Source organism: Nibricoccus aquaticus, assembly GCF_002310495.1.
GTDB lineage: Bacteria > Verrucomicrobiota > Verrucomicrobiia > Opitutales > Opitutaceae > Nibricoccus > Nibricoccus aquaticus.
In genome coordinates this window covers 2,789,799-2,809,853 of the sequence record NZ_CP023344.1, presented here as the reverse complement: position 1 = coordinate 2,809,853, position 20,055 = coordinate 2,789,799, and the positions used below count along the sequence as shown (strand labels likewise).

Annotated in this window: 12 protein-coding genes; 8 read left to right on the top strand and 4 right to left on the bottom strand. The window is 62.3% G+C overall.

All coding sequences use genetic code 11. From position 1 onward, the window contains the following. Positions 1-74: 74 nt before the first annotated feature. From CMV30_RS11285 to CMV30_RS11270, 4 genes are all read left to right on the top strand, one after another. The gene (locus tag CMV30_RS11285) at positions 75-1,823 is read left to right on the top strand and encodes a hypothetical protein (RefSeq protein WP_138223253.1); all 1,749 of its coding nucleotides are present in this window, start codon (positions 75-77) and stop codon (positions 1,821-1,823) included. A 278-nt stretch (positions 1,824-2,101) separates the two neighbouring features. After that, positions 2,102-4,627 carry a DNA topoisomerase (ATP-hydrolyzing) subunit B gene (gene gyrB / locus CMV30_RS11280; RefSeq protein ID WP_096056120.1) on the top strand — a complete coding sequence of 842 codons (2,526 nt, stop codon included), beginning with the start codon at positions 2,102-2,104 and terminating at the stop codon, positions 4,625-4,627. 91 nt (positions 4,628-4,718) lie between these two features. After that, the gene (gene gyrA / locus CMV30_RS11275; RefSeq protein ID WP_096056119.1) at positions 4,719-7,226 is read left to right on the top strand and encodes a DNA gyrase subunit A; all 2,508 of its coding nucleotides are present in this window, start codon (positions 4,719-4,721) and stop codon (positions 7,224-7,226) included. Between the two features lie 232 nt (positions 7,227-7,458). Then, entirely contained in the window at positions 7,459-7,941 is a 483-nt protein-coding gene (locus CMV30_RS11270; RefSeq protein WP_096056118.1) for a PTS sugar transporter subunit IIA, read from the top strand. A 159-nt stretch (positions 7,942-8,100) separates the two neighbouring features. Here CMV30_RS11270 and CMV30_RS11265 read toward each other — a convergent pair whose 3' ends face one another. Together CMV30_RS11265 and CMV30_RS11260 are read right to left on the bottom strand one after the other, a co-directional pair. Then, a complete protein-coding gene (locus CMV30_RS11265; RefSeq protein WP_096056117.1) occupies positions 8,101-8,970 on the bottom strand; it encodes a PEP-CTERM sorting domain-containing protein in 870 nt (289 codons plus the stop codon). Positions 8,971-9,012: 42 nt separating this feature from the next. Continuing rightward, positions 9,013-9,918 (bottom strand): ferritin-like domain-containing protein, encoded by a 906-nt coding sequence (locus CMV30_RS11260; RefSeq protein ID WP_096056116.1) that lies wholly within the window; start codon positions 9,916-9,918, stop codon positions 9,013-9,015. Positions 9,919-10,207: 289 nt separating this feature from the next. On the opposite strand from CMV30_RS11260, the gene corA reads away from it, so the two are divergent. Then, positions 10,208-11,179 carry a magnesium/cobalt transporter CorA gene (corA, locus tag CMV30_RS11255; RefSeq protein ID WP_096056115.1) on the top strand — a complete coding sequence of 324 codons (972 nt, stop codon included), beginning with the start codon at positions 10,208-10,210 and terminating at the stop codon, positions 11,177-11,179. A gap of 8 nt (positions 11,180-11,187) precedes the next feature. Further along, a complete protein-coding gene (locus CMV30_RS11250; RefSeq protein ID WP_096056114.1) occupies positions 11,188-12,159 on the top strand; it encodes a magnesium transporter CorA family protein in 972 nt (323 codons plus the stop codon). Between the two features lie 130 nt (positions 12,160-12,289). Here the strand turns inward: CMV30_RS11250 and CMV30_RS11245 are convergent, their stop codons facing one another. Next, positions 12,290-13,921 carry a hypothetical protein gene (locus tag CMV30_RS11245; RefSeq protein ID WP_138223252.1) on the bottom strand — a complete coding sequence of 544 codons (1,632 nt, stop codon included), beginning with the start codon at positions 13,919-13,921 and terminating at the stop codon, positions 12,290-12,292. 185 nt (positions 13,922-14,106) lie between these two features. Between CMV30_RS11245 and CMV30_RS11240 the strand changes: the two genes are divergently transcribed. After that, positions 14,107-15,174, top strand: a complete 1,068-nt coding sequence (locus CMV30_RS11240; protein ID WP_096056112.1) for a substrate-binding domain-containing protein — start codon at positions 14,107-14,109, stop codon at positions 15,172-15,174. A 280-nt stretch (positions 15,175-15,454) separates the two neighbouring features. On the opposite strand, the gene CMV30_RS11235 is transcribed toward CMV30_RS11240, so the two are convergent. Then, the gene (locus CMV30_RS11235) at positions 15,455-17,461 is read right to left on the bottom strand and encodes a beta-galactosidase (RefSeq protein ID WP_096056111.1); all 2,007 of its coding nucleotides are present in this window, start codon (positions 17,459-17,461) and stop codon (positions 15,455-15,457) included. 126 nt (positions 17,462-17,587) lie between these two features. Between CMV30_RS11235 and CMV30_RS11230 the strand changes: the two genes are divergently transcribed. Continuing rightward, entirely contained in the window at positions 17,588-20,044 is a 2,457-nt protein-coding gene (locus CMV30_RS11230; protein ID WP_096056110.1) for a TonB family protein, read from the top strand. Positions 20,045-20,055: the final 11 nt, after the last annotated feature.

The window sequence follows — 20,055 nt, the reverse complement described above, 5'->3', positions numbered from 1 at the left end:
TCCCGCTCGATTTGGGCGGCGTGTGGCGATCGAGCGCTTGCGCGCATTACGCGCCGCCTCTCAAGCTACCCGTCATGACGCTTCCCAACTTCGGGCCTCAACCCGTTCGTCGGCCGTTCGCGGCGATTATTCCGCTTGGGTTCTTACTCGTTATCCTGCCGGTCGCCGTTTTCGGCGCAGCCGCTCCTTCCGCCAACGTCAAAACATCCGCGCCTAAAACCGCGCGCAAACCCTCGCCCGCTCTCGCCAGTTTGCCGCCTCCAGCAGCGGCGGGGCCACTCCGAGTCTTGCTGGTCGACGACGATATGTCGGAAAATAATTTCACGCCCGGCGACGAGCGCGAGTCGGCCTCCGACGTCATCTTCCGCCGGCTGGCGACGTCACTCGTCGGCAAAGACACGGCCGCCGTCGAGATTGAACACGTCCGCTCGTATGCACAGGGCCCCGAGCTGGCGCGGCTGCTGCCCTTCTCACTGGTCATCTGGTACACCGGCGCTTCCTACGGCGGGAATGCGGACAACTCCGCCGTCCTCGGCGTGAACGACGAGAAAACGGTCCGCAGCTACCTGGAGCAAAAAGGCGGTACCGTCGTGCTCATTTCACCCGGCTATGTGAGCAAGGTGCTCGACACCTACAGCACCTGGGACGAATCGAGCTGGCCGTTCCTTTCCGAGGTGATGGGCGTGCGCGGCGCGAACGGACTGGCCCAGCGGTTCAACCCCGGCACGGTCGTCTCCGCGACAGGTACGGAGTTCCACGTCGAGGGCGGCTCCGGCGTCGAATCGCAATTCAGCGTGGTCAACCCCGATGGTGCCGCCGTCGTCTACACCACCCAGCTCACAACCCCCAAACCCGGATATGCGCCCGTGCCCGTGGCCACCGCCTTCCCCTACGGCAAGGGCCGCATGATCTATGTCGGCTTCACGTTCGAGAAACTGGCCGAGAGCGAACTCGCTCCCGCATTTCAAACACTCTTCGCGGCCACAGGATTGGCCGCGCAAGCCCAGCCGGCCGGAACCGCCGCCAAGACCGCGCCCTCGATCGAACTGCCGCCGTCCGCGAAGACCCCGGCAGTGGTGGGCGGTTTGCCACCGATCAGCCGTCCACCGGCCACCGGCTCACCGCTGGTAACCGGCAAAGAACTCTCCCCCGTAGTCCCAATCGCGCCCGCCACCCCGGCGCCGAAACCCTCATCTGGCACCACGGATGAATCCGGCGATCCCGCGAAAATCGAGGATGACGTGCCGGTCCTTGCCCGCACCAGCCCCACCGTGATCACGGGTGCGCTCCTGCGAATCTACACCGGCATCGATAGCAAGGAAGCGCCCTCCGAGGTTAAAATGACTTTCTACCGCAACGGCGGCCTCAACGACCCGATTCCCGCCGGGGTTAAGGATTTGAATCCGCTCAAGCTGACCAAACTGGGACCGGAAGCCGTGGTGAAAAACCAGGAGCTGGCCGCCAACTCCGTGTACGAATACGCCTTCCTCACCCCGGGCCCCAAGACCAGTTACGCCGACGGCAGCACCGTCACGATCGAGACCTTCCAGCAACACGGAGTGCGGGTGGAAATCAACTACACCCCGAACTTCTTCCTCGACGCATGGCGGATTCAAAAGGTGGAGCTGGTGATCCAGTTCGGCTGTCAGGAACACTGGATGATGACCCATACTTATATGGGGACGCGACGGGTTCAGGAGGGGGACAAAAACGTCGTCACTCCCGGATTTCCAAAAACGATCACGTGGATCAACGGCGCACTGCTCAACGACGGCAACCGCCAGCTCGTGCTCATTGCCGACGGCTTTTTTATGCCAAAGTAGCCGACCGCTGGCCCGCTTCCGGGAAAACAAACTTGGACGAAAATCCCAAGCTCCGCGCCCAGCTCCGGAAACAGCCCGCCTGCCACCCTCCCCGTCATTCTCCGGCCGGCCTCTCTCCAAGGGGCCGGCCGATTCTTTTTCCCTCGTAAAACCGGCTTTTCGCGCGCCTGCCAGACGCGCCCAAAAAATAAGCCGTTTGCCCACAAAAAACCCATTGCTGCATCCTCCAATTTTCGATGCAATTTCCCCTTTAATTTAGACAACGTTCCTACCTATACATGTCCGACCAGACCGACCCGCAAAGCCCCGCTCAGAATCCGGCCATCACCCACACCTACGACGCCTCCCAATTGAGTCAGCTCAAGGGCCTCGAGGCCGTCCGCAAAAAGCCCGGCATGTACATCGGCGGCACCGACGAACGCGCCCTCCACCACTGCGTTTCCGAGGTCCTCGACAACTCCGTCGACGAACATCTCGCGGGCCATTGCTCGAAGATCGAGGTCAACATCCACGTCGATGGCTCGATCTCCATCCGCGACAACGGCCGCGGCATTCCCGTCGACATCAACAAAGACTCCGGCCTCCCCGGCGTCGAACTCGTCCTCACCACGCTGCACTCCGGCGGCAAGTATGGACAAGGCGGCTACAAGTTCTCCGGCGGCACCCACGGCGTCGGCGCAAAGTGCGTCAACGCCGTCTCCGAATGGTTCGAAGTCGAGATCTCCCGCGGCGGCCAGGTCCACCACATGCGCTTCGAGCAGGGCAAGGTCGTTAAAAAACTCTCCGTCATCGGCCAGACCAAGAACACCGGCACCTACATCACCTTCAAACCCGACGCCGAGATCTTCAAAGAGACCACCGTCTTCGTCTCCGCCCGCATCGCCCAGCGCCTGCGCGAACTCGCCTTCCTCAACTCCGGCCTCGAAATAACCTTCACCGACGAGCGCCCCGCCGAGATCAAGCCCGAGCGCTACTTCTACAAGGACGGCGTCGAAGAGTTCGTGAAGCAGCTCAACCAGGGCAAAAACGCGATCCATCCGAAACCCATTCGCATGGTTAAAGAGACGCAGCTCAAGATCGACGAGAAGTCCGCCGAGATCCACGTCGAGGTCGTCCTCCAGTACAACGACACCTACAACGACCAGGTCCTCTGCTACACCAACACGATTCACAATCCCGACGGCGGCACGCACCTCTCCGGTTTCCGCAGCGCTCTCACCCGCGCGATCAACCAGTTCGCGAAGGGCAACAATCTCCTGAAGGACAAAGATCCGCAGATCACCGGTGACGACGTTCGCGAAGGCCTCGCCGCCGTCATCTCGATCAAGCACAGCGATCCGAAATTCGAATCGCAAACGAAGGTGAAACTCCTCTCGCCCGAGGTCGAAAGCGTCGTCGGCTCCTCGTCCTACGAAGGCCTGATGATGTACTTCGAGACCAACCCCACGATGGGCAAACGCATCGTCGATAAAGGGCTCAACGCCGCCCGCGCCCGTGAAGCCGCCCGCAAAGCCCGCGAAACCGTCCGCAAGGGCGCGCTCTCCGGCGGCGGCCTCCCCGGCAAACTCGCCGACTGCTCCGAACGCGATCCCGCCAAGACCGAACTCTACATCGTCGAGGGCGACTCCGCCGGTGGCTCCGCCAAGCAAGGCCGCGACCGCATGTTCCAAGCGATCCTCCCGCTGCGCGGTAAGTTGATTAACACCGAAAAAGCCCGCCTCGATAAGGTGCTTTCCAACGAGGAAATTCGCACGCTCATCACCGCCGTCGGCACCGGCATCGGCGAGGGCGACGAAGCCGTCGGCGGCTTCAACGCCGCGAAAGCCCGCTACCACAAGGTCATCATCATGACCGACGCCGACGTCGACGGCTCCCACATCCGCACGCTCCTGCTCACGTTCATCTACCGCCAGATGAAAGGCCTGATCGAGCGCGGCTACGTCTACATCGCCCAGCCGCCGCTCTATAAGATCAAGCGCAAGAAACGTGAGCAGTACGTGGACAACGACGAACAGCTCAACCGCATCCTCCTCGAACTCGGCTCCGAGGACGTGATCCTCACGCGCAAGAGCGACAACCATAACTACGAGCCCGCGCAGATCGACAAGATCGTCGAAGCCCTCGCCGCCCTCGAAAAACTCGGCGCCGGCGTCACCCGCTACGGCGCCTCGCTCAACGAGTATCTGGATCTCCACGACAAAGAGTCGCACACCCTCCCGCGCTTCATCGCCCGCATCCGCGAAGGCAACAAAGAGTCCCACGAATTCCTCCAGGACGACACCGCCCGCGCCGCCTTCATCGCCGCCCACGGCCTCGACGCCGGTGTCGCCGATCAACAGCCCGACGGCGCCACCAAGACGCCCTTCACGACCAAGCGCATCACGCTCCACGAGATCTTCGAATCCACCGAGATGACCAAGCTCTTGAAGGCAATTTCCGCCGCCGGCATGGAGATCGACCGCTTCGCCGCCAGCGAAGAGTCGCGTTACACCGTCACCGAGAACGTCGGCCTGAAGACCGAAAACAAAACCGAACTCTTCACCGCCCTCGATGTGCTCACCCACATCCGCAACCTCGGCCGCAAAGGCCTGAGCATCCAGCGCTACAAAGGTCTCGGTGAAATGAACCCGAAGCAGCTCTTCGAAACCACGATGGACCCGGACAAACGCCGCCTCCTCAAAGTCGACATCGCCGACGCCGCCAAAGCCGACGCCCTGTTCACGCTCCTGATGGGCGACGAAGTCCCCCCCCGCCGCCAATTCATCGAAGACAACGCCCTCAACGTCCAGTACCTCGACGTCTGATTTTCTGGTGAGCCTTACACGTTGATTCTCGCGAAGAGTTCAACGCCTCGGCTCCCGTCTCCTGCTCCTCGCTCCCCACTTCTTTTCCTAAATGTACACGGCAAACGAGAAACTCTCCACCGCCAACATCACCGACATCATGCAGTCGGCCTACATCGAGTATTCGATGTCGGTCATCGTCTCGCGCGCCCTCCCCGACGCCCGCGACGGCTTGAAGCCCGTGCAACGCCGCATCCTCTACGCGATGATGCGCGAAGGCCTCCTCCACAACCGCGCTTACGACAAGTGCGCCGGTGTCGTCGGTGAAGTGCTCAAAAACTATCACCCGCACGGCGACTCCTCCGTGTACGACACCCTCGTCCGCATGGCGCAGACCTGGGTCATGCGTTATCCGCTCATCGATCCGCAGGGCAACTTCGGCTCCGTCGAGGGCGATCCACCGGCTGCGTATCGTTACACCGAGTGCCGTCTCAACTCGATCGCCGAGGAACTCCTCGCCGACATCGACGAGGACACCGTCGACTTCAAGGCCAACTACAAAGAGTCCACGACCGAGCCCACCGTCCTCCCCGCCGCTCTTCCGAACCTCCTGATGAACGGCTCGACCGGCATCGCCGTCGGCATGACGACGAATATCCCGCCGCACAACTTGCGCGAGATCATCGATGCCACCATCGCCATCATCGACCGCCCTTCCATTACGGTCGACGAGCTCTGCGGCATCATCACCGGCCCCGACTTCCCCACCGGCGGCACCATCTCCGGCCGCGAAGGCATCCTCTCATACCTCAAGACCGGCAAAGGCATCGTCCGCATCCGCGGCAAAGCCCATACCGAAGACACCAAGACCGGCATGGAGCAGATCATTATCACGGAGATCCCGTATAATGTGAACCGAGCCACCCTCGTCACCCGTATCGCCGAACTGGTGACCGAAAAGGAGATCGACGGCATCCGCGACATCCGCGACGAGTCCGACGAAAACACCCGCGTCGTCATCGAGCTGAAACGCGGCGAACAGGCCAAGGTCGTCATCAACCAGCTCTATCAGAAGACCGCCCTCGAATCTTCCTTCGGCGTCACCCTGCTCGCCCTCGACAAGAGCCGGCCGAAGCAGATGAACATCAAGGAACTCATCGAGTGCTACATCGAGCACCGCCGCGATGTCATCACCCGCCGCACGAAGTTCCGCCTCAAGCAGGCCGAGGACCGCGCCCACATTCTCGAAGGCTACATCATCGCCCTCGATAACCTCGACGACTTCGTCAAAATCATCCGCGCCTCCGCCAACCGCGAAGAAGCCAAGGTGAAGTTGATGGCCAAGTACCCGCTCTCCGAGCGCCAGACCGACGCCATCCTCGAACTCCGCCTCTACCAGCTCACCGGCCTCGAGCGCGGCAAGATCGAAGCCGAGTACGCCGAGCTGATGACCCTCATCGCCGAGCTCCGCCTCATCCTCGAATCCGAAGCGCGCCTCCTCGAAGTCATCAAGACCGAGCTCCTCGCCGGTCGCGAAAAATACGGCGACAACCGCAAGACCCAGATCATCGCCGCCGCGGGCGACTTCCGCATGGAAGACGTCATCCCCAACGAAGGCTGCGTCATCACCGTCTCGCACCTCGGCTTCATCAAACGCACGCCCGTCGCTGAATACCGCTCGCAGAAACGCGGCGGCAAAGGCGTCATCGGCGCCGAGACCTACGAAGACGATTTCGTCGAACGCCTCTTTACCGCGAGCACGCACGACTACCTCCTCGTGCTAACCACGCTGGGCAAATGTCTCGCCCAAAAAGTGTACGACGTCCCCGAGGGCGCGCGCACCGCGAAGGGCAAATCCGTCGCCTCGTTCCTCCGCCTCGCCGACGGAGAAAAGATCGCCGCGATGCTCTGCGTGAAGGATTTCACCAACGACCTTTTCCTCGTGATGGCCACCAAGAGCGGCGTCATTAAGAAGTCGTTGCTTTCCGACTACACGAACTCCGTGCGCGAAGGCGGCATCATCGGCATCAACCTCTCCGAAGGCGACACCGTGATCGGCACAGTCATCACGACCGGCAACGACGAGCTCATCCTCGTTTCGCATCAAGGCCTCGCCGTCCGCTTCCGCGAACGCGACGCCGAGACCGGTGAAGAACTCTTCCGCGCCACCGGCCGCGCCACCGGCGGCGTCACCGGCATGCGCTTCAAACTCGCCAGCGATTACCTCCAGGCGATCGAGGTCGTGGACCACACCAGCAAGTTCCTCGTCGCCAGCGAAGCCGGTCTCGGCGTCCGCACGCGCTTCGAAGATTACCGCCTCATCAACCGCGGTGGCAGCGGCGTCTGGGCCATCGATCTCCCCGAAGATGGCTCAGTGAAACTCGTCGGCGCGCTCAGCGTGAAAGACACCGACGAAATCATGCTACTCACCGTCAAAGGCCAGAGCGTGCGTTGCCCGGTGAACACGATCCGCGAAGTGAACCGCGGCGGCAAAGGCGTGAAACTCCTCACCCTCGCCGAAGGCGACAAGCTGATGAGCATCGCCCGTGTCGTCGAAACCTCCGAAGAACTCGACGCCGCCGCCGCCGGCACGACGCCACCCATCCCGCCCGCGACCTGATCGATCTGATCATCATCACTCCTTCAAAGGCGAGCCCTCACCGGCTCGCCTTTTTTGCGTCCAACCAATCCCGTTCATCGCTCAATTCTCCACCTCACTTTGCGCTTCCGCGTTTTCGCGATTTCTTGAGCAAAGATTTTTCCGAAAAGTGTCGATTCAGCCCTTGCCAACAATTGGCGGCGAAGTCTCCTTCCACACTTCTTCCTGTGTCCACGTTTTGAATTTTTGCGTCATGGCCGGCCGTTTGTCCAAGCTCCTCGATCCCGCTCGCATCTCGCTCTCCGTCCAGAGCGGCAAACGCACCGTCGCCCTCAACGAGGTCGCGCGTCTCCTTGACGGTCATCCCGAAGTCACGAACTTCCAGGGTTTCTACAACGAGCTCCTCGCCCGCGAACGTCTCGACACCACCTGCCTCGGCAACGAGATCGCCCTCCCCCACGCCCGCACCGAGCACGTCCATAAGATCGTCCTCGCCGTCGGCCGCAGCGACCAAGGAGTGCATTTCGAGAACGGAAATCAGACTGTGCGCCTGATGTTCGTCCTCGGCACTCCGAAATCGAATCCTGGCGACTACCTCACCGTCGTCAGCGCCCTCTGCAAAATTTTGAAAGACTCGGCCAATCGTGACGCACTCATGCGCGCCGATACGCCCGAGGCCTTCATCCAAGCCGTCACCGCCGCGGAGGATAAACTCCTCGCCCCCGCCGTCGCCTGACCGCCTCCTCGCAGGGCCTGCGCTTTCGCAGCGCCGTTGCACCTCGAATCACCGGTGCCAGTCGCGAGACAGCCTGGCATCGGGACGCAAAAAACTCTTCTCTCCGCAGACGTCGGGAAGACCGTCGCGAAAAGAAGAGCCTATTTACTAACCGTTAAGCTAAGCAGCTGCTTTGGATTGTTTCCGACGCTTGAGATAAACGAGCACGAGACACGCGCCCGCACTCATCAACCCGTAGGTCGAAGGCTCCGGCACCGCACCACTCGCACCCGCCATCGCTGCCAGACCGCTCACACTGGAGAACCCGATATCGAGCACCAGCGGATCGATCTCCGCCGCCACGCCTGTCATCGCATCGACCATATACAAGCGGTCATTAACCGATGTGTAGAGCGCGCCGTCCGCTCCAAAAGCCAGCGCACCAAACGGGCTGTCGGCCTTGATGCCGAGCAGACCGATCAATGTGAGCTCTGCCGTCGTCTGATTGACGAGATACAGTCCTGCGTCACCCTCCTGGCCTATGCCGTAAAGGTTGCCGCCGTTAAACGCCATCCCATCGAGCACCACCGACGTCGTACCGATGCGCGTGGACGTGCCGAGCGTCACATCGAAGCTGAACAGATCGTTGGTCGGCTCAAACGTCGTCGCGTTCAGCGCCGACGAAAGAAACCCGATCCCGTCGCTGCGAAACGCGATGTCTCCTTCGCCGATGAGATTGCTGAATCCGACATCGATCGAGCTCGTGAGCTGACCGTTCATGATGTCGATCTCGCGAACGCGATTCATTACAGAATCGAACGTGTAGAGACTGCTGCCGCGAAACGCCAAACCGTAGCCTGACACTGACTCGCTCAATGGAGCGATCAACGAGCCCGCGCCCGTCGTTGTATCGACGCTGATCAACTGATTGTCGAAAAATGTGAGACCATAAAGCGTCTCAGCGTGGGAGGACGATGCCGTGAAGCCGAGACCGGCTGCCACTGCGCCCGCTGCGAACAAACGGCGAAGCCGTGAGGAATAAAAGTTCATGGATAAAAATTCGGATGATTTTGTTCAGATTTTTTCCATGCATCACTTGATCGCGCCATTCAGACCGGCCGGATAAAAACCGCCTCCACCCGTGCCGCCGAGATACACGATGTTCAGCATCTGCTGCGTCGTGCGGCTGAACGCGATGCCGTTGGCATCGGTCGGCACCAGATTGGCCACGCCGTTTTCGACGACACCTTGATCGCGGTCGTCCGCGCCATCCACCGCGTCGCGGAGATCCGAAATCGCCTGCGCTGCGTTCTGTGCGTCCGCGCCGAGCGAATACAAAATCGTACGGATGATGCCTGCGTGGTAAGCCTCGACGCCGAGGATACCCGCGGCCGCTTCGAGATAAGTTTTGTTCGAGATCAATGGAGCCCCCCCCTTGTAGGCCGTGACACCGACATCCTCGAAGATGAACGAACCGAGGAGAAAATTAACTTCGTTCGCGAACGGATCGAACCCGGGCCCCAGGCCGGCGGCCTGCGCCGCTGCGGCGAAGCTCTCGCGCAGGTTGATCGCTGGACGCGCGGCTGGCTGGACGCCTGCGGCTGCGAGGGCATTGCGGAGGAACTTCACATGCGCGCGTTCGTCGGCGGCGATCTCCGCCGCGTATTGCTGATACGCGGGCGTCACGAATGGGACCGCAGGATTTGGCTTAATTGTGACGCTGCCCGGCGTGCCTGAACCATTCACACCGATGCCAAACGACTCGATGCCCACACCCGAGACGGCATACGTGTAATACTCCGCTTCGAGGTATTCGAGATTAAGGGCAAACTGAAGCACGGCCACATCCTGGCCGGGACCACTGGCAGCCATGAGCGGATTGTTGAGGAGCGTGGCTGCGCCAATACTGGCGGCGCCGATACCGAGTCGTTTCAAAACTTCTCTGCGTGTGAGGGAAGGAACTGCCTGCTGAGGTGCTGTCATCGATGATGCGGACATATGCTTTTTGTTTTTGGGTTGTGGTTGCAGTCAGTTGAGGTGGGCAACACGGGCTACGGCCCGCGGTCCGCAAACGACGCATACTCTTCGACGATTCGTGCTCACGCCCGATGCACTTCGAATGCAGCTTCAAGCACCGCGCCTATGAGAAACCGGCGCGCGTGAAGGAAACCACTAACGCCCGTGCGGTAACGCACCCCAGGCTCCCGTGCGAAACAATGATGCATCCAAGTCTGCAACCGCGGGCTTGCCGCCTTCCTTTGCCGCACGATGCTGCCGTCCAGCCTGCATGATCCACTCGTTCGTCTTCAGTGAAGGAAAACTCGTCGGCCGCGACCTCGAAGTCGAAGCCCTACGCCTCGTCCGCGCCGATAAAGGTCTCATCCTCTGGGTCGATCTCGACAACCCCACCGACGACGAAATCAAAACCGTTCTCGAAGGCGTCTTCCAGTTTCACCCACTCGCCATCGAAGACTGCGTCACCCCCAGCTCGCTCCCAAAATCCGAGGACTACGAAGACCACCTCTTCATCGTCACCCACGCCGTCGATTTCACCCGCACCGAAAAGTTCAACACCACCGAGCTCGACCTCTTCCTCGGCAAGGAATTCCTCGTCACTTTCCACCGCACCTCTCTCAAGTCCGTCGATGCCGCCATCGACCGCTGCGTCAAAGCCACAGGCATCGTCGCCCGCGGCCCCGACCGCCTCGCCCATCTCGTGATGGATCTCCTCGTCGATAACTTCAAACCCATCACCGACGAGCTCCGCGCCGAACTCGAAGAGATCGAGGAAAACGTCCTCACCGGCGATTCCGGCGAAGACCTCATCCCCAAACTCCTCGAAGTCCGCGGCGAGATTAACCACCTCCGCCAGATCGTCCGCCCCCAGCGCGACCTCGTCAGCCGTCTCGCCCACGGCGACAGCAAGATCATCCGCGCCGTCATGCTCCCCTACTTCCGCGACCTGCGCGACAACCTCATTCGCATCGACGAAACCGCCGCCAGCTACGCCGACCAGCTCTTCATCTCCTTCGACCTCTACCTCAGCAAATCCGACGTCGCCGCCAATGACGGCCTCAAAGTTCTCACCGCCCTCACCGCGCTGACACTCCCCGCCACCTTGATCAGTTCCTGGTACGGCATGAACTTCGATCACATGCCAGAACTGCATTCCCCGTTCGGATACCCCATCGCCTTTGTCGCCACCGTGCTGCTCACCGCGACGATGTGGTGGTGGTGCAAACGCAAACGCTGGATCTAGCGCGCACCGTGATCACGACACTCGTTTATCGCGACAACAAGTTCGTCGCGCAAAATCCACCCGCGGAAACGCTCTCTACCCTCCGCAACGAGCCGGGTGTCATGCTCTGGGTCGATCTCGCCACACCCACCGACGACGAGATCAAGCTCATCCTCGAAGCCACCTTCGGCTTTCACCCCCTCGCCATCGAAGACTGCGTCGCCGATTCCCCACTACCGAAGCTCGAGCCTTACGACGACTACCTCTACCTCGTGATGCACGCCGTGGACTACACCCAGACCGAGTCCTTCACGACCACCGAGCTCGATATCTTCATTGGAAAAAACTTTCTCGTCACGTTCCACCGCCAGCCGCTCAAAGCCGTCGATGCCTCCCTCGAGCGCTTCATTAAAAATACGGCGCTCATCGTCCGTGGCCCCGACCGCTTCGCTCACACCATTCTCGATGCTATGGTCGAGGCTTACAAACCCGCCCTGGAATTGATCCGCCAGCAAATCGAGCAACTCGAAGAAGGCGTCCTTCACCGCATCTCTGCCGACGAACTTTTTCCCCGCGTCGTCGGCCTGCGCAAACAACTCGCGCGCCTCCGCCAGATCGTGCGCCCCCAGCGCGAAATCGCCGTCGATCTCTCCAGCGGCAAACACAAATTGATCCGCAGCGTCATTCTCCCCTACCTGCGCGACCTCGGCGAAGACCTCGCGCGGATCGAGACACAAGCCGGCAGCTGGTCCGATCAGCTGATCCTTTCCTTTAAGATCTACCTCAATAAATCCAAACACAGCGCCAACGCCGGTATCCGCGCCCTCACCGCGATCACCGCGCTCTCCTTCCCCGCCACGCTCGTCTCCACCTGGTTTGGCATGAACTACCAGTACATGCACGAACTCACCGGCCGCTACAGCTACCCGCTCGCCTTCGCGCTCACACTCGCCGCCACATTCGCGACCGCCCTCTACATGCGCCGCCGCAAGTGGCTCTGATACTCACCGCTCGCTTTCCCCTGTAGGACTCGACCTTGGTCGAGCCTGCCCGTCTCCCCCGCTTTCAGCTATCAGCGTCCCTCCATCCTCTGGTCATTGGTCATTCGCACGCGAAGCGCGCGCCTCTACATCACCGGTCCCCCGCCAGCGCCCGCCAGCTCTGCTTCGTCTCCTCCGAAAGATCCTTAGCCTCCACCAACCACTTCTCCGCCGCCGCGCCATCCCGGGACCGCAACACCCCATAAATGCTGAAAAACGCCCGCGTCCGTTTCTCCGCATCCCGGATCGTCCCCGCCACCTGCGTCGCCAGCTCCGGCTCGCTCTGCCCCGCCCAGTGCATCGCCGCCGTCTCCACTGCCGCATCGCGCGCCGCGCCCGCCGGCAGCTTCGCCAGCCAGTCCGACCCCGCCGCCTCATCCTGAGCGAGAAAAACGCCCGCCACCTCCGACGCCTGCTCCGCTGTCACCAGCCCCGCATTCGCCACCACCCAGCCCGCCGCCCCCGCCACATCGCGCTGCGTCCAGCCCGACAACGCCTGCGCCACCACGTCCTGAAGTTCTGGAGCCGCCGCCTGAGGCCCGTTGAGCACCGCCAGCGCCGCCTCCGGATCGCGTTGCGCCTGCCACGCGATCACGCCCGCCTGCAGCGTCACCTGTAACTGCGGCTCCGTCACCGCGCCCAGCCACTCCATCGCCGCCCGCTGATCCGAATCCAGCCACGCCTCAAAACCGCTGCGGATCACCCCCGCCCGCTCTTTTTCGGAAACCCATTTCCGCACAAGCTCGATCGCCCGCTCCGGCGACCGCTCGAAACTCTCCCGCGCCCACATCTGCAACGCCGACTCCGCTGTCGCCGCCGGCACCAGCGCCAGCGCCGCCATCCCGTGCTCCGGCGATTTCTCCAGCATCACGCTCACGGAGCGGCTGTCGTTATACACATCCTCCGAGTTCGGGAATTTTCTTAAAAACTCCACGCACAGATCCGGCCGCGATTCCGCGCACTCCTCCAGCAACGACCACCGCACCGATTGCGACGCCGCCACATCCGGCTGCCCCTCGACCCACTCCATCGCCGCCGCCGCATCCTTCCGTGCCCACGAACCCACCATCCACCGCGCCGAATTAATCCTCCGCTCTCCGCTCAACCGGTTGAAATACCCCAACGCCTCCTGCGGCGAATCCGTCATCAACGCTCCCAACGCCTCCCCCAGATCGTCCGGCTGCTCGCTCCCTGGAAACCCCGCCACCAGCTCCAGAGCCACCTTCGGCGATGCACTCGCGAGCAGTTGAAACACCGACTCCAGCACCTCCTCTCGGTCGTGCGCCCCCACTTGCTGCCGCATCCATGCCGCCGCATCCGCCGGATTTTTTTTCGCCAGCGCCGCTAGCGGCACCGACAGCATCCGCAGCCGCTGCGGCAACCGCTTCGCCCCCTGCACCCACGCCAGCGCCGCCGCCGGATCGCGCTCCGCCCACTCCCACAACGTCTCATACACCGCATCTCCGCCCGGCTCCGTCCCGCGCCCTTCCGTCCACGCGCGCAACTGCCCGATCCGCTCATCCAATTTCACCACCTCATCCGCCTTCTCCGCCTCTGATTTAACCTGCCCGCCCACCCCTGCCACCGCGCCCGCCTGCACGCCTCCGCCCGTCGCACCCACCGACACCCCCACGCCCCACGCAAAAAAAATCCGCGCCACCCCCAGCGCCACCGCCGCCCCGCACACTCCGCCGCCTAGAAAAACCAGCCACGACTTCATCATTTTCTGAGGACGCTACCCCCCTCCCGTCGTACAAGCCAAGGTGAACTCTTTTCCCTCCTCCGGATAAATTAACGCTGCGGCTCGATAACCTGCATTCTCTGATGCAACTTTCCCGAATTCGCACCGTCAGGCCGCACGAACCACCCGGCCGCCACTCCGGACTTTCTTAACCGCTCACTCCGCCCATGCCCGCTCCGACCCTGCGCACGCTCGCGAAATCCCTCGGCCTCTCCCGCACCACCGTCTCCGAAGCCCTGCGCGGTTCCTCCTGCGTGAAGCCCGCCACCGCCGAGCGCATCAAGCTCGCCGCCAAAGCCGCCGGCTACCAGCCCAACCCTCTCGCCGGCGCCGTCATGTCCGAGCTCCGCCGCTCCCGTGGCAACGCCTTCCGCGGAGTCCTCGCCGCCGTCGCCCTCACCGAGTCCGACCGCCCTCTCCACGCCGGCCCCTTCTTCAAAGAAATTCTCCGCGGCGCCACCGACCGCGCCAGCGCCCTCGGTTTCAAAATCGAACTCTTCACCGCCGGCGGCGACACCGGCGTCTCCCTTTCCCGCCTCGATCAAATCCTTCAGTCCCGCGGCATCCAGGGCCTCATCCTCATGCCCGTCTGGCACTCCCCCGATTTCACCGCCCTCGACTGGGGCCGCTACGCCGGCGTGTACGCCGACTACATGATCGAGAAACCCGCCCTCCACTCGATCTGCCCCGACCACCACCGCTCCCTCAGCACCGCCCTCCAGCAAATCACCGCCCGCGGCTACAAACGCCCCGGCATGTTCGTCCAGCGCCACCACGACGAACGCCTACAGTACCGCTGGCAGGGCGCCTTCTTCGCCTTTCAACAAAACAATCCCGACTGCGGCCAGGTCCCCCTGCTCATGGCCGATGAGATCAACGAGAAAAACTTCACCGCCTGGTTCAAAAAACATCAGCCCGACGTCGTCCTCGGCCATAACTCCCAAGCCCTCGAGTGGATGAAAGCCTGCGGCGCGTCCGTCCCCAAAACCCACGCCTTCGTCTCCCTCAACATTCTCAACTCCACCACGCCCTGCGCCGGCCTCGATCAACAACCCGCGCATATCGGCCTCCGTGCCGCCGAAATTCTGGTCGCCAAACTCCACCGCAACGAACGCGGCGCCCCCCAGCCCGCCTCGCTCACCACCATCGCCGCCCGCTGGGTCGATGGCCCCACCATCCGCGACAAAACCCTCGCCCGTCCCATCCGCGAACCCGCTGAAGCGGTCCTCGCATAAAGCCATCGCGCGCGGCCTCCGAGGTAGGGCGCGCACGCCGTGCGCCGCCACCCGACTGTAGGGCCTGCGCTTGCGCAGCGCCGCCACGCGCCATCGCGCGTGGCTCCGAGATAGGCCGGGTCATCCCTAACCCGCCGGTTCGCCCCCACTCCCTCGCTGTCCGCCCCGGACCGGCACTTAGCAAGTGCCGCCCCATTCCGAGATCACTTCGGCGCTTCCGCCCCTCCGCCCTTCCGCGATCAATTCCGACTGCCTTACTTTCGGCATTCGACCTTCGGATTTACTCCACGGACACCACCGCCGCACCGAGCGCCGCCAACTTCAGCGTGCCCGTCGCGCGGATACCGCTGAACAACTCTACGCCAGCGATCCCGCCAAGCGCGATCTCCACCGCTGCCTCGCCGTGATTGAGCACGAACAAAAACCGTTTCCCGCCGCCTTCGCGCACCGTGACTTCGACGTTCGCCGGCGTCTTCAAAACCGGCGACACCTTCGCACGCGCCACCGCCGCCTCCAGCACACGCGTCAACCCGACCGCATCCGGTTTCGTCCCGAGATAAAACGCCGCTCCCTTCCCAAAAGCATTCTCCGTCACCGCCGCGCGCCCCGCAAAGAAATCGCTCTCGAACGTCGCGAGCGCCTTCGCGCCTTCGAGATGGATCACGTCGCACCAATGCTTCGCGTCACACGTCTCTCCGCCCGCGAACTTCAAAACATTCTTCTGCGTCTCCGGCATCACCGCCCACTCCTCGATCCAAAGCCCGAGCGCCTCGCGCAACCACGCCGGATACCCGCCGAGCACCACATGCTCGTTCTCATCCACGATCGCCGAGCAATACGTCGCGAGTAACGTGCCGCCGCCTCGCACATACGCCGTCACGTTGTCCGCGTTTTTCTTCGTCAGCAGATAAAGCGCCGGTGCCACCACCAGCGAATACCCGTCCAACTTCTCTTCCGGATGAACGAAATCCACCGCGATGTTCCGCTCATAAAACCAGCGATGAATCTCCTGCGTCCACGCCACGTAATCGATCCGCGCCACCTTCGATTCCAGCTCAACAGCCCACCACGCATCCCAGTCGAACGTGATCGCCACCGTCGGCTTCACCAGCGTCCCCGCCACCGCACCGAGCTTCTTCAACTCCGCGCCCAGCTGTGAAATCTCCTTAAACGTCCGCGTCTCCACACCCGCGTGCGGAATCATCGCGCTGTGATACTTCTCCGCGCCCGCCTTCGACGCGCGCCACTGGAAAAACATCACGCCATCCGCCCCGCGCGCCACCGCCTGCAAACTCTGCAGCCGCATCACGCCTGGGTTTTTCGTCGGATTCAGCGGACGCCAGTTCACCGCCGCCGGCGCCTGCTCCATCAACACAAACGGCATCGTCTTCTTCTGCGACCGCTTCAGGTCATGCCCCACCGCACCGTATGCTTCCGCGCCGTGTCCAAGCAGCGGGTCCGGATAATTGTCCCACGACACATAATCCATCTCCTGCGCCCAGCGGTGATAATCCAGCGGCTTAAAAAAACCGATGAAGTTCGTCGTGATCGGAATCGCCGGCGAAATCTCCCGCAGTATCCGGTGCTCGATCAGATAACACTCCAGAAACTCATCGCTCGTGAACCGCTTGAAATCCAGCTGCTGCGTCGGATTGCAGTGATAAGGCGCCCGCCGCGGCGTCAGTACTTCGTCCCATTGATGATAAAGCTGACTCCAAAACGCCGCGCCCCACGCCTCGTTCAGCTTCTCCAGCGTTCCGTATTTCCTCTTCAACCACGCGCGAAACTCCAGCGTGCTCTCCGCGTTGTGACACTCGTTCATGTGACACGCGTACTCGTTGTTGATATGCCACGTCACCAGCGCCGGATGCTTCCCATAACGCTCCGCCAGCTTCCGCACAAACACCGCCGCCAGCCGCCGGTAGTTCGAGCTCGACGGCGAATAATGCTGCCGCGCCCCCTGGTTGTACGGAATGCCACTCGCATCCTCCGGCAAAATATTCGGGTACTTCCGCCACATCCACGCTGGCGGCGATGCCGTGCAAGTAGCGAGACACACCGAGATCCCGTTCGCCCACAGCAGATCGAAAACGCGATCCAGCCACCCAAAGTCGAACGTGTGTTCATCCGGCTGAATCCGCGCCCAGCTGAAAATCCCCACGCTCACCAGATTCACCCCCGCCTCCTTCATGAGCCGCACATCCTCCGGCCAGACCGACTCCGGCCACTGCTCGGGATTATAGTCGCCGCCGTAGAAGATCGTGGAAGGGAACTTGGAGGAAATCATGGAAGGGGAAAGACGTTCGCGCACGCACACCCCTAGCCAATCGCCCGCCACGTTTACAGTCCGAAGAAGCGGCGTCGCAACCCGCTGCTTGCCGCGCTTTCGCAGATTCCCAACGTAGCTCCTTCCATGGCCCAACTACCCCGCGCTCTCATCGCCTGCGCCTCGCTTTCCTGCATCGGCCTCTTCGCCTCCTCCGAGACGCCCGCCCCTATCGCCGCACCGCCCCAGACAACAGTCTCCACAACCCTCCACGAAATCGAATCGCTGCTGAAAAACAGCGACCCGGTCGAAGCCTGCATCCGCCTTCAATCGCTCGCAGATCAGGGAGACACGTCCGCGCTTTTTGCGCTCGGCTATCTTCAAGAAATGGGCGCCGGCCTCGCGCTCGACGAAGACCAGTCGCTTCACTCCATGACCCAGGCCGCCGAACGCGGAAACAAAACCGCCGCCGGCTATCTCGCCTGGAAATTCGAATACGGCTTCCTCACTAAACGTGATCTTCAAAAGGCCGCCCGCTTCCTCGCTCTCGCCGGCGACGCCCGATTCTCCACCGCTCCCATTCCCGAAGACTGGCTCGGCCTGAGCGGCCGCACCTTCATCCCCAAACTCGCCCGCGCCTTCCTCTGGTTGGGCGACGCCGCCTCCGAAGGCGACCGGATCGCCCAGTTCAACCTCGCCCAGTATTATTTCGACGGTCGCTGCTCCGCTCCGGATTTCCGTCTCCATATCCGCCTCCTCCGCCAGTCAGCCGATAAAAATTTCGGCCCGGCTGCCCTCAAGCTGTCGCTCTATTATCGCCACGGCCTCCTCACGGAGAAAGACGCCGCGCAGGCCCGGCACTACCTCCACATTGCCGCCGAGGCAGGCGTACCTCGCGCCATGTACGCGCTCAGCGAAGAACTCCTCGAATCCGACAGCAAAGACACCGCCGAAGGTCTGCGCTGGCTCGAACTCGCCGCCATCAAAAAGCACCCCGCTGCATGCCTCGACTTCGGTCGCCGCCTGCGTGGCGGCGATGGTATCCCCAAAGACGAGCGCCGCGCATTGGAAGTTTTCCAAAGCGTCGTTGACGCAGAAGACTCCACCACGATCGACGAGGTCGCCTACGCTTACGAGTACGGCCGGGGCACCGCGCCGGATCTGGCCCACGCCCGCACTCTCTACGAAAAATCCGCCGCCCGCGGAAGCGCTTGGGCCAAGTATCGCCTTGGCATGATCGCCCTCGAAAATCCCGTCGACGGCAAAACCGACCACGCCACCGCCATCCGCTGGCTCGAAGCCGCCGCCCGCGACGAACAATCCTCCGCCATGGTCCAGCTCGGGGCCATCTATCAAAACGGCATCGGCGTCCCGGCCGATCCCGCCACCGCGTTTATGTGGTACGAACGCGCCGCCCGCGAAGGAAGGATCGAGGCGCAGAAGACCGTCGCCTGGTACCTGCTCAACGGCACCGGCATCGAGCGCGACGACGAGGAAGCCTTCACGTGGCACTCGCTCGCCGCGAAACAGGGCGATCTCCAGGCCGGCGTGTATCTCGCCTGGTACTACCTCGAAGGCCGCGGAGTGGAGAAAAGCATTCCCGCCGCCCTCGACCAGGTATTGGGAGTCCTCGACAAAAATCCCCCGGGCCAGATCCGGGAGGAAATCTTTGGCCTGCTCTACACCACCCCGGTCGCCAGCCAGGCCGAAATGCGCGCCCTTCTGCTCGATCGCTGGGCCGCGCTCGCCGGCAAATCCGAAACCGCCGAAGAGCGCCTGCTTGTCGATCTGTTGATCAACGGCCCCGACTGGCTGCGCGATCCGGCCGCGGCCATCGCCCGGCTCCAGCATCGTTGCGACGAGAAAAATCTCTGGGCGATGGAAACGCTCACCCTCGCCTACGTTCAACACCACTACGTCCCCCACGACTACAAAGCCTCCTACGCGCTTGCCCAACAAGCTGCCGCGCTCCCCGGAAAAGCCACCGCTGCCGCGCTCGGGTTTCACCAGGCGGTCGGCTTCGCGTGCGAAGCCGATGAACCCGCCGGCCTCGCCCTCCTCGAAGCCGCCGCTCCCGAAAGCGGTTTCGCGAATTACCTGCTGGCGCAGTTTCACGCGCTAGGCTTCGCCACCCCCGAGAATCTCCCCAAGGCCCGGCAATACCTGCTTCGTTCAGCCGAGTTAAACTTCCAACTCGCCTGCTCACTTCTTCACCGCTCCGGCCACGATCCCGATAAAGCCGTCCAGCAGTTCGGCGCCAGATCCGCGTTCCCCGCTTTTGACGAAGCCCTTTTCGCCAACAAACTCGCCACCCATCTCACTACCCGGACGGATTCCGGGGCCACACCCTTCTGGCAGCCGCCGCCCATTTATCCCTCGCGGATGCGCATCCTCGACCAGAACGGAGAAGCCGTCGTTCGCTTCGAACTCACCGTCGAAGGGCGCACGCAAAATATCCAGATCATCAAAGCCACGCATCCCGAGTTCGCCACCGCTGCGATAAAAACCGTGGAGCAATGGCGCTTCCTACCTTCCATGACCGGCGGGAAACCCGTGCAAATCCGCATGCAGATCCCCCTCATCTTTAATTTGCGCGAACAATAATCCGCCCCCCA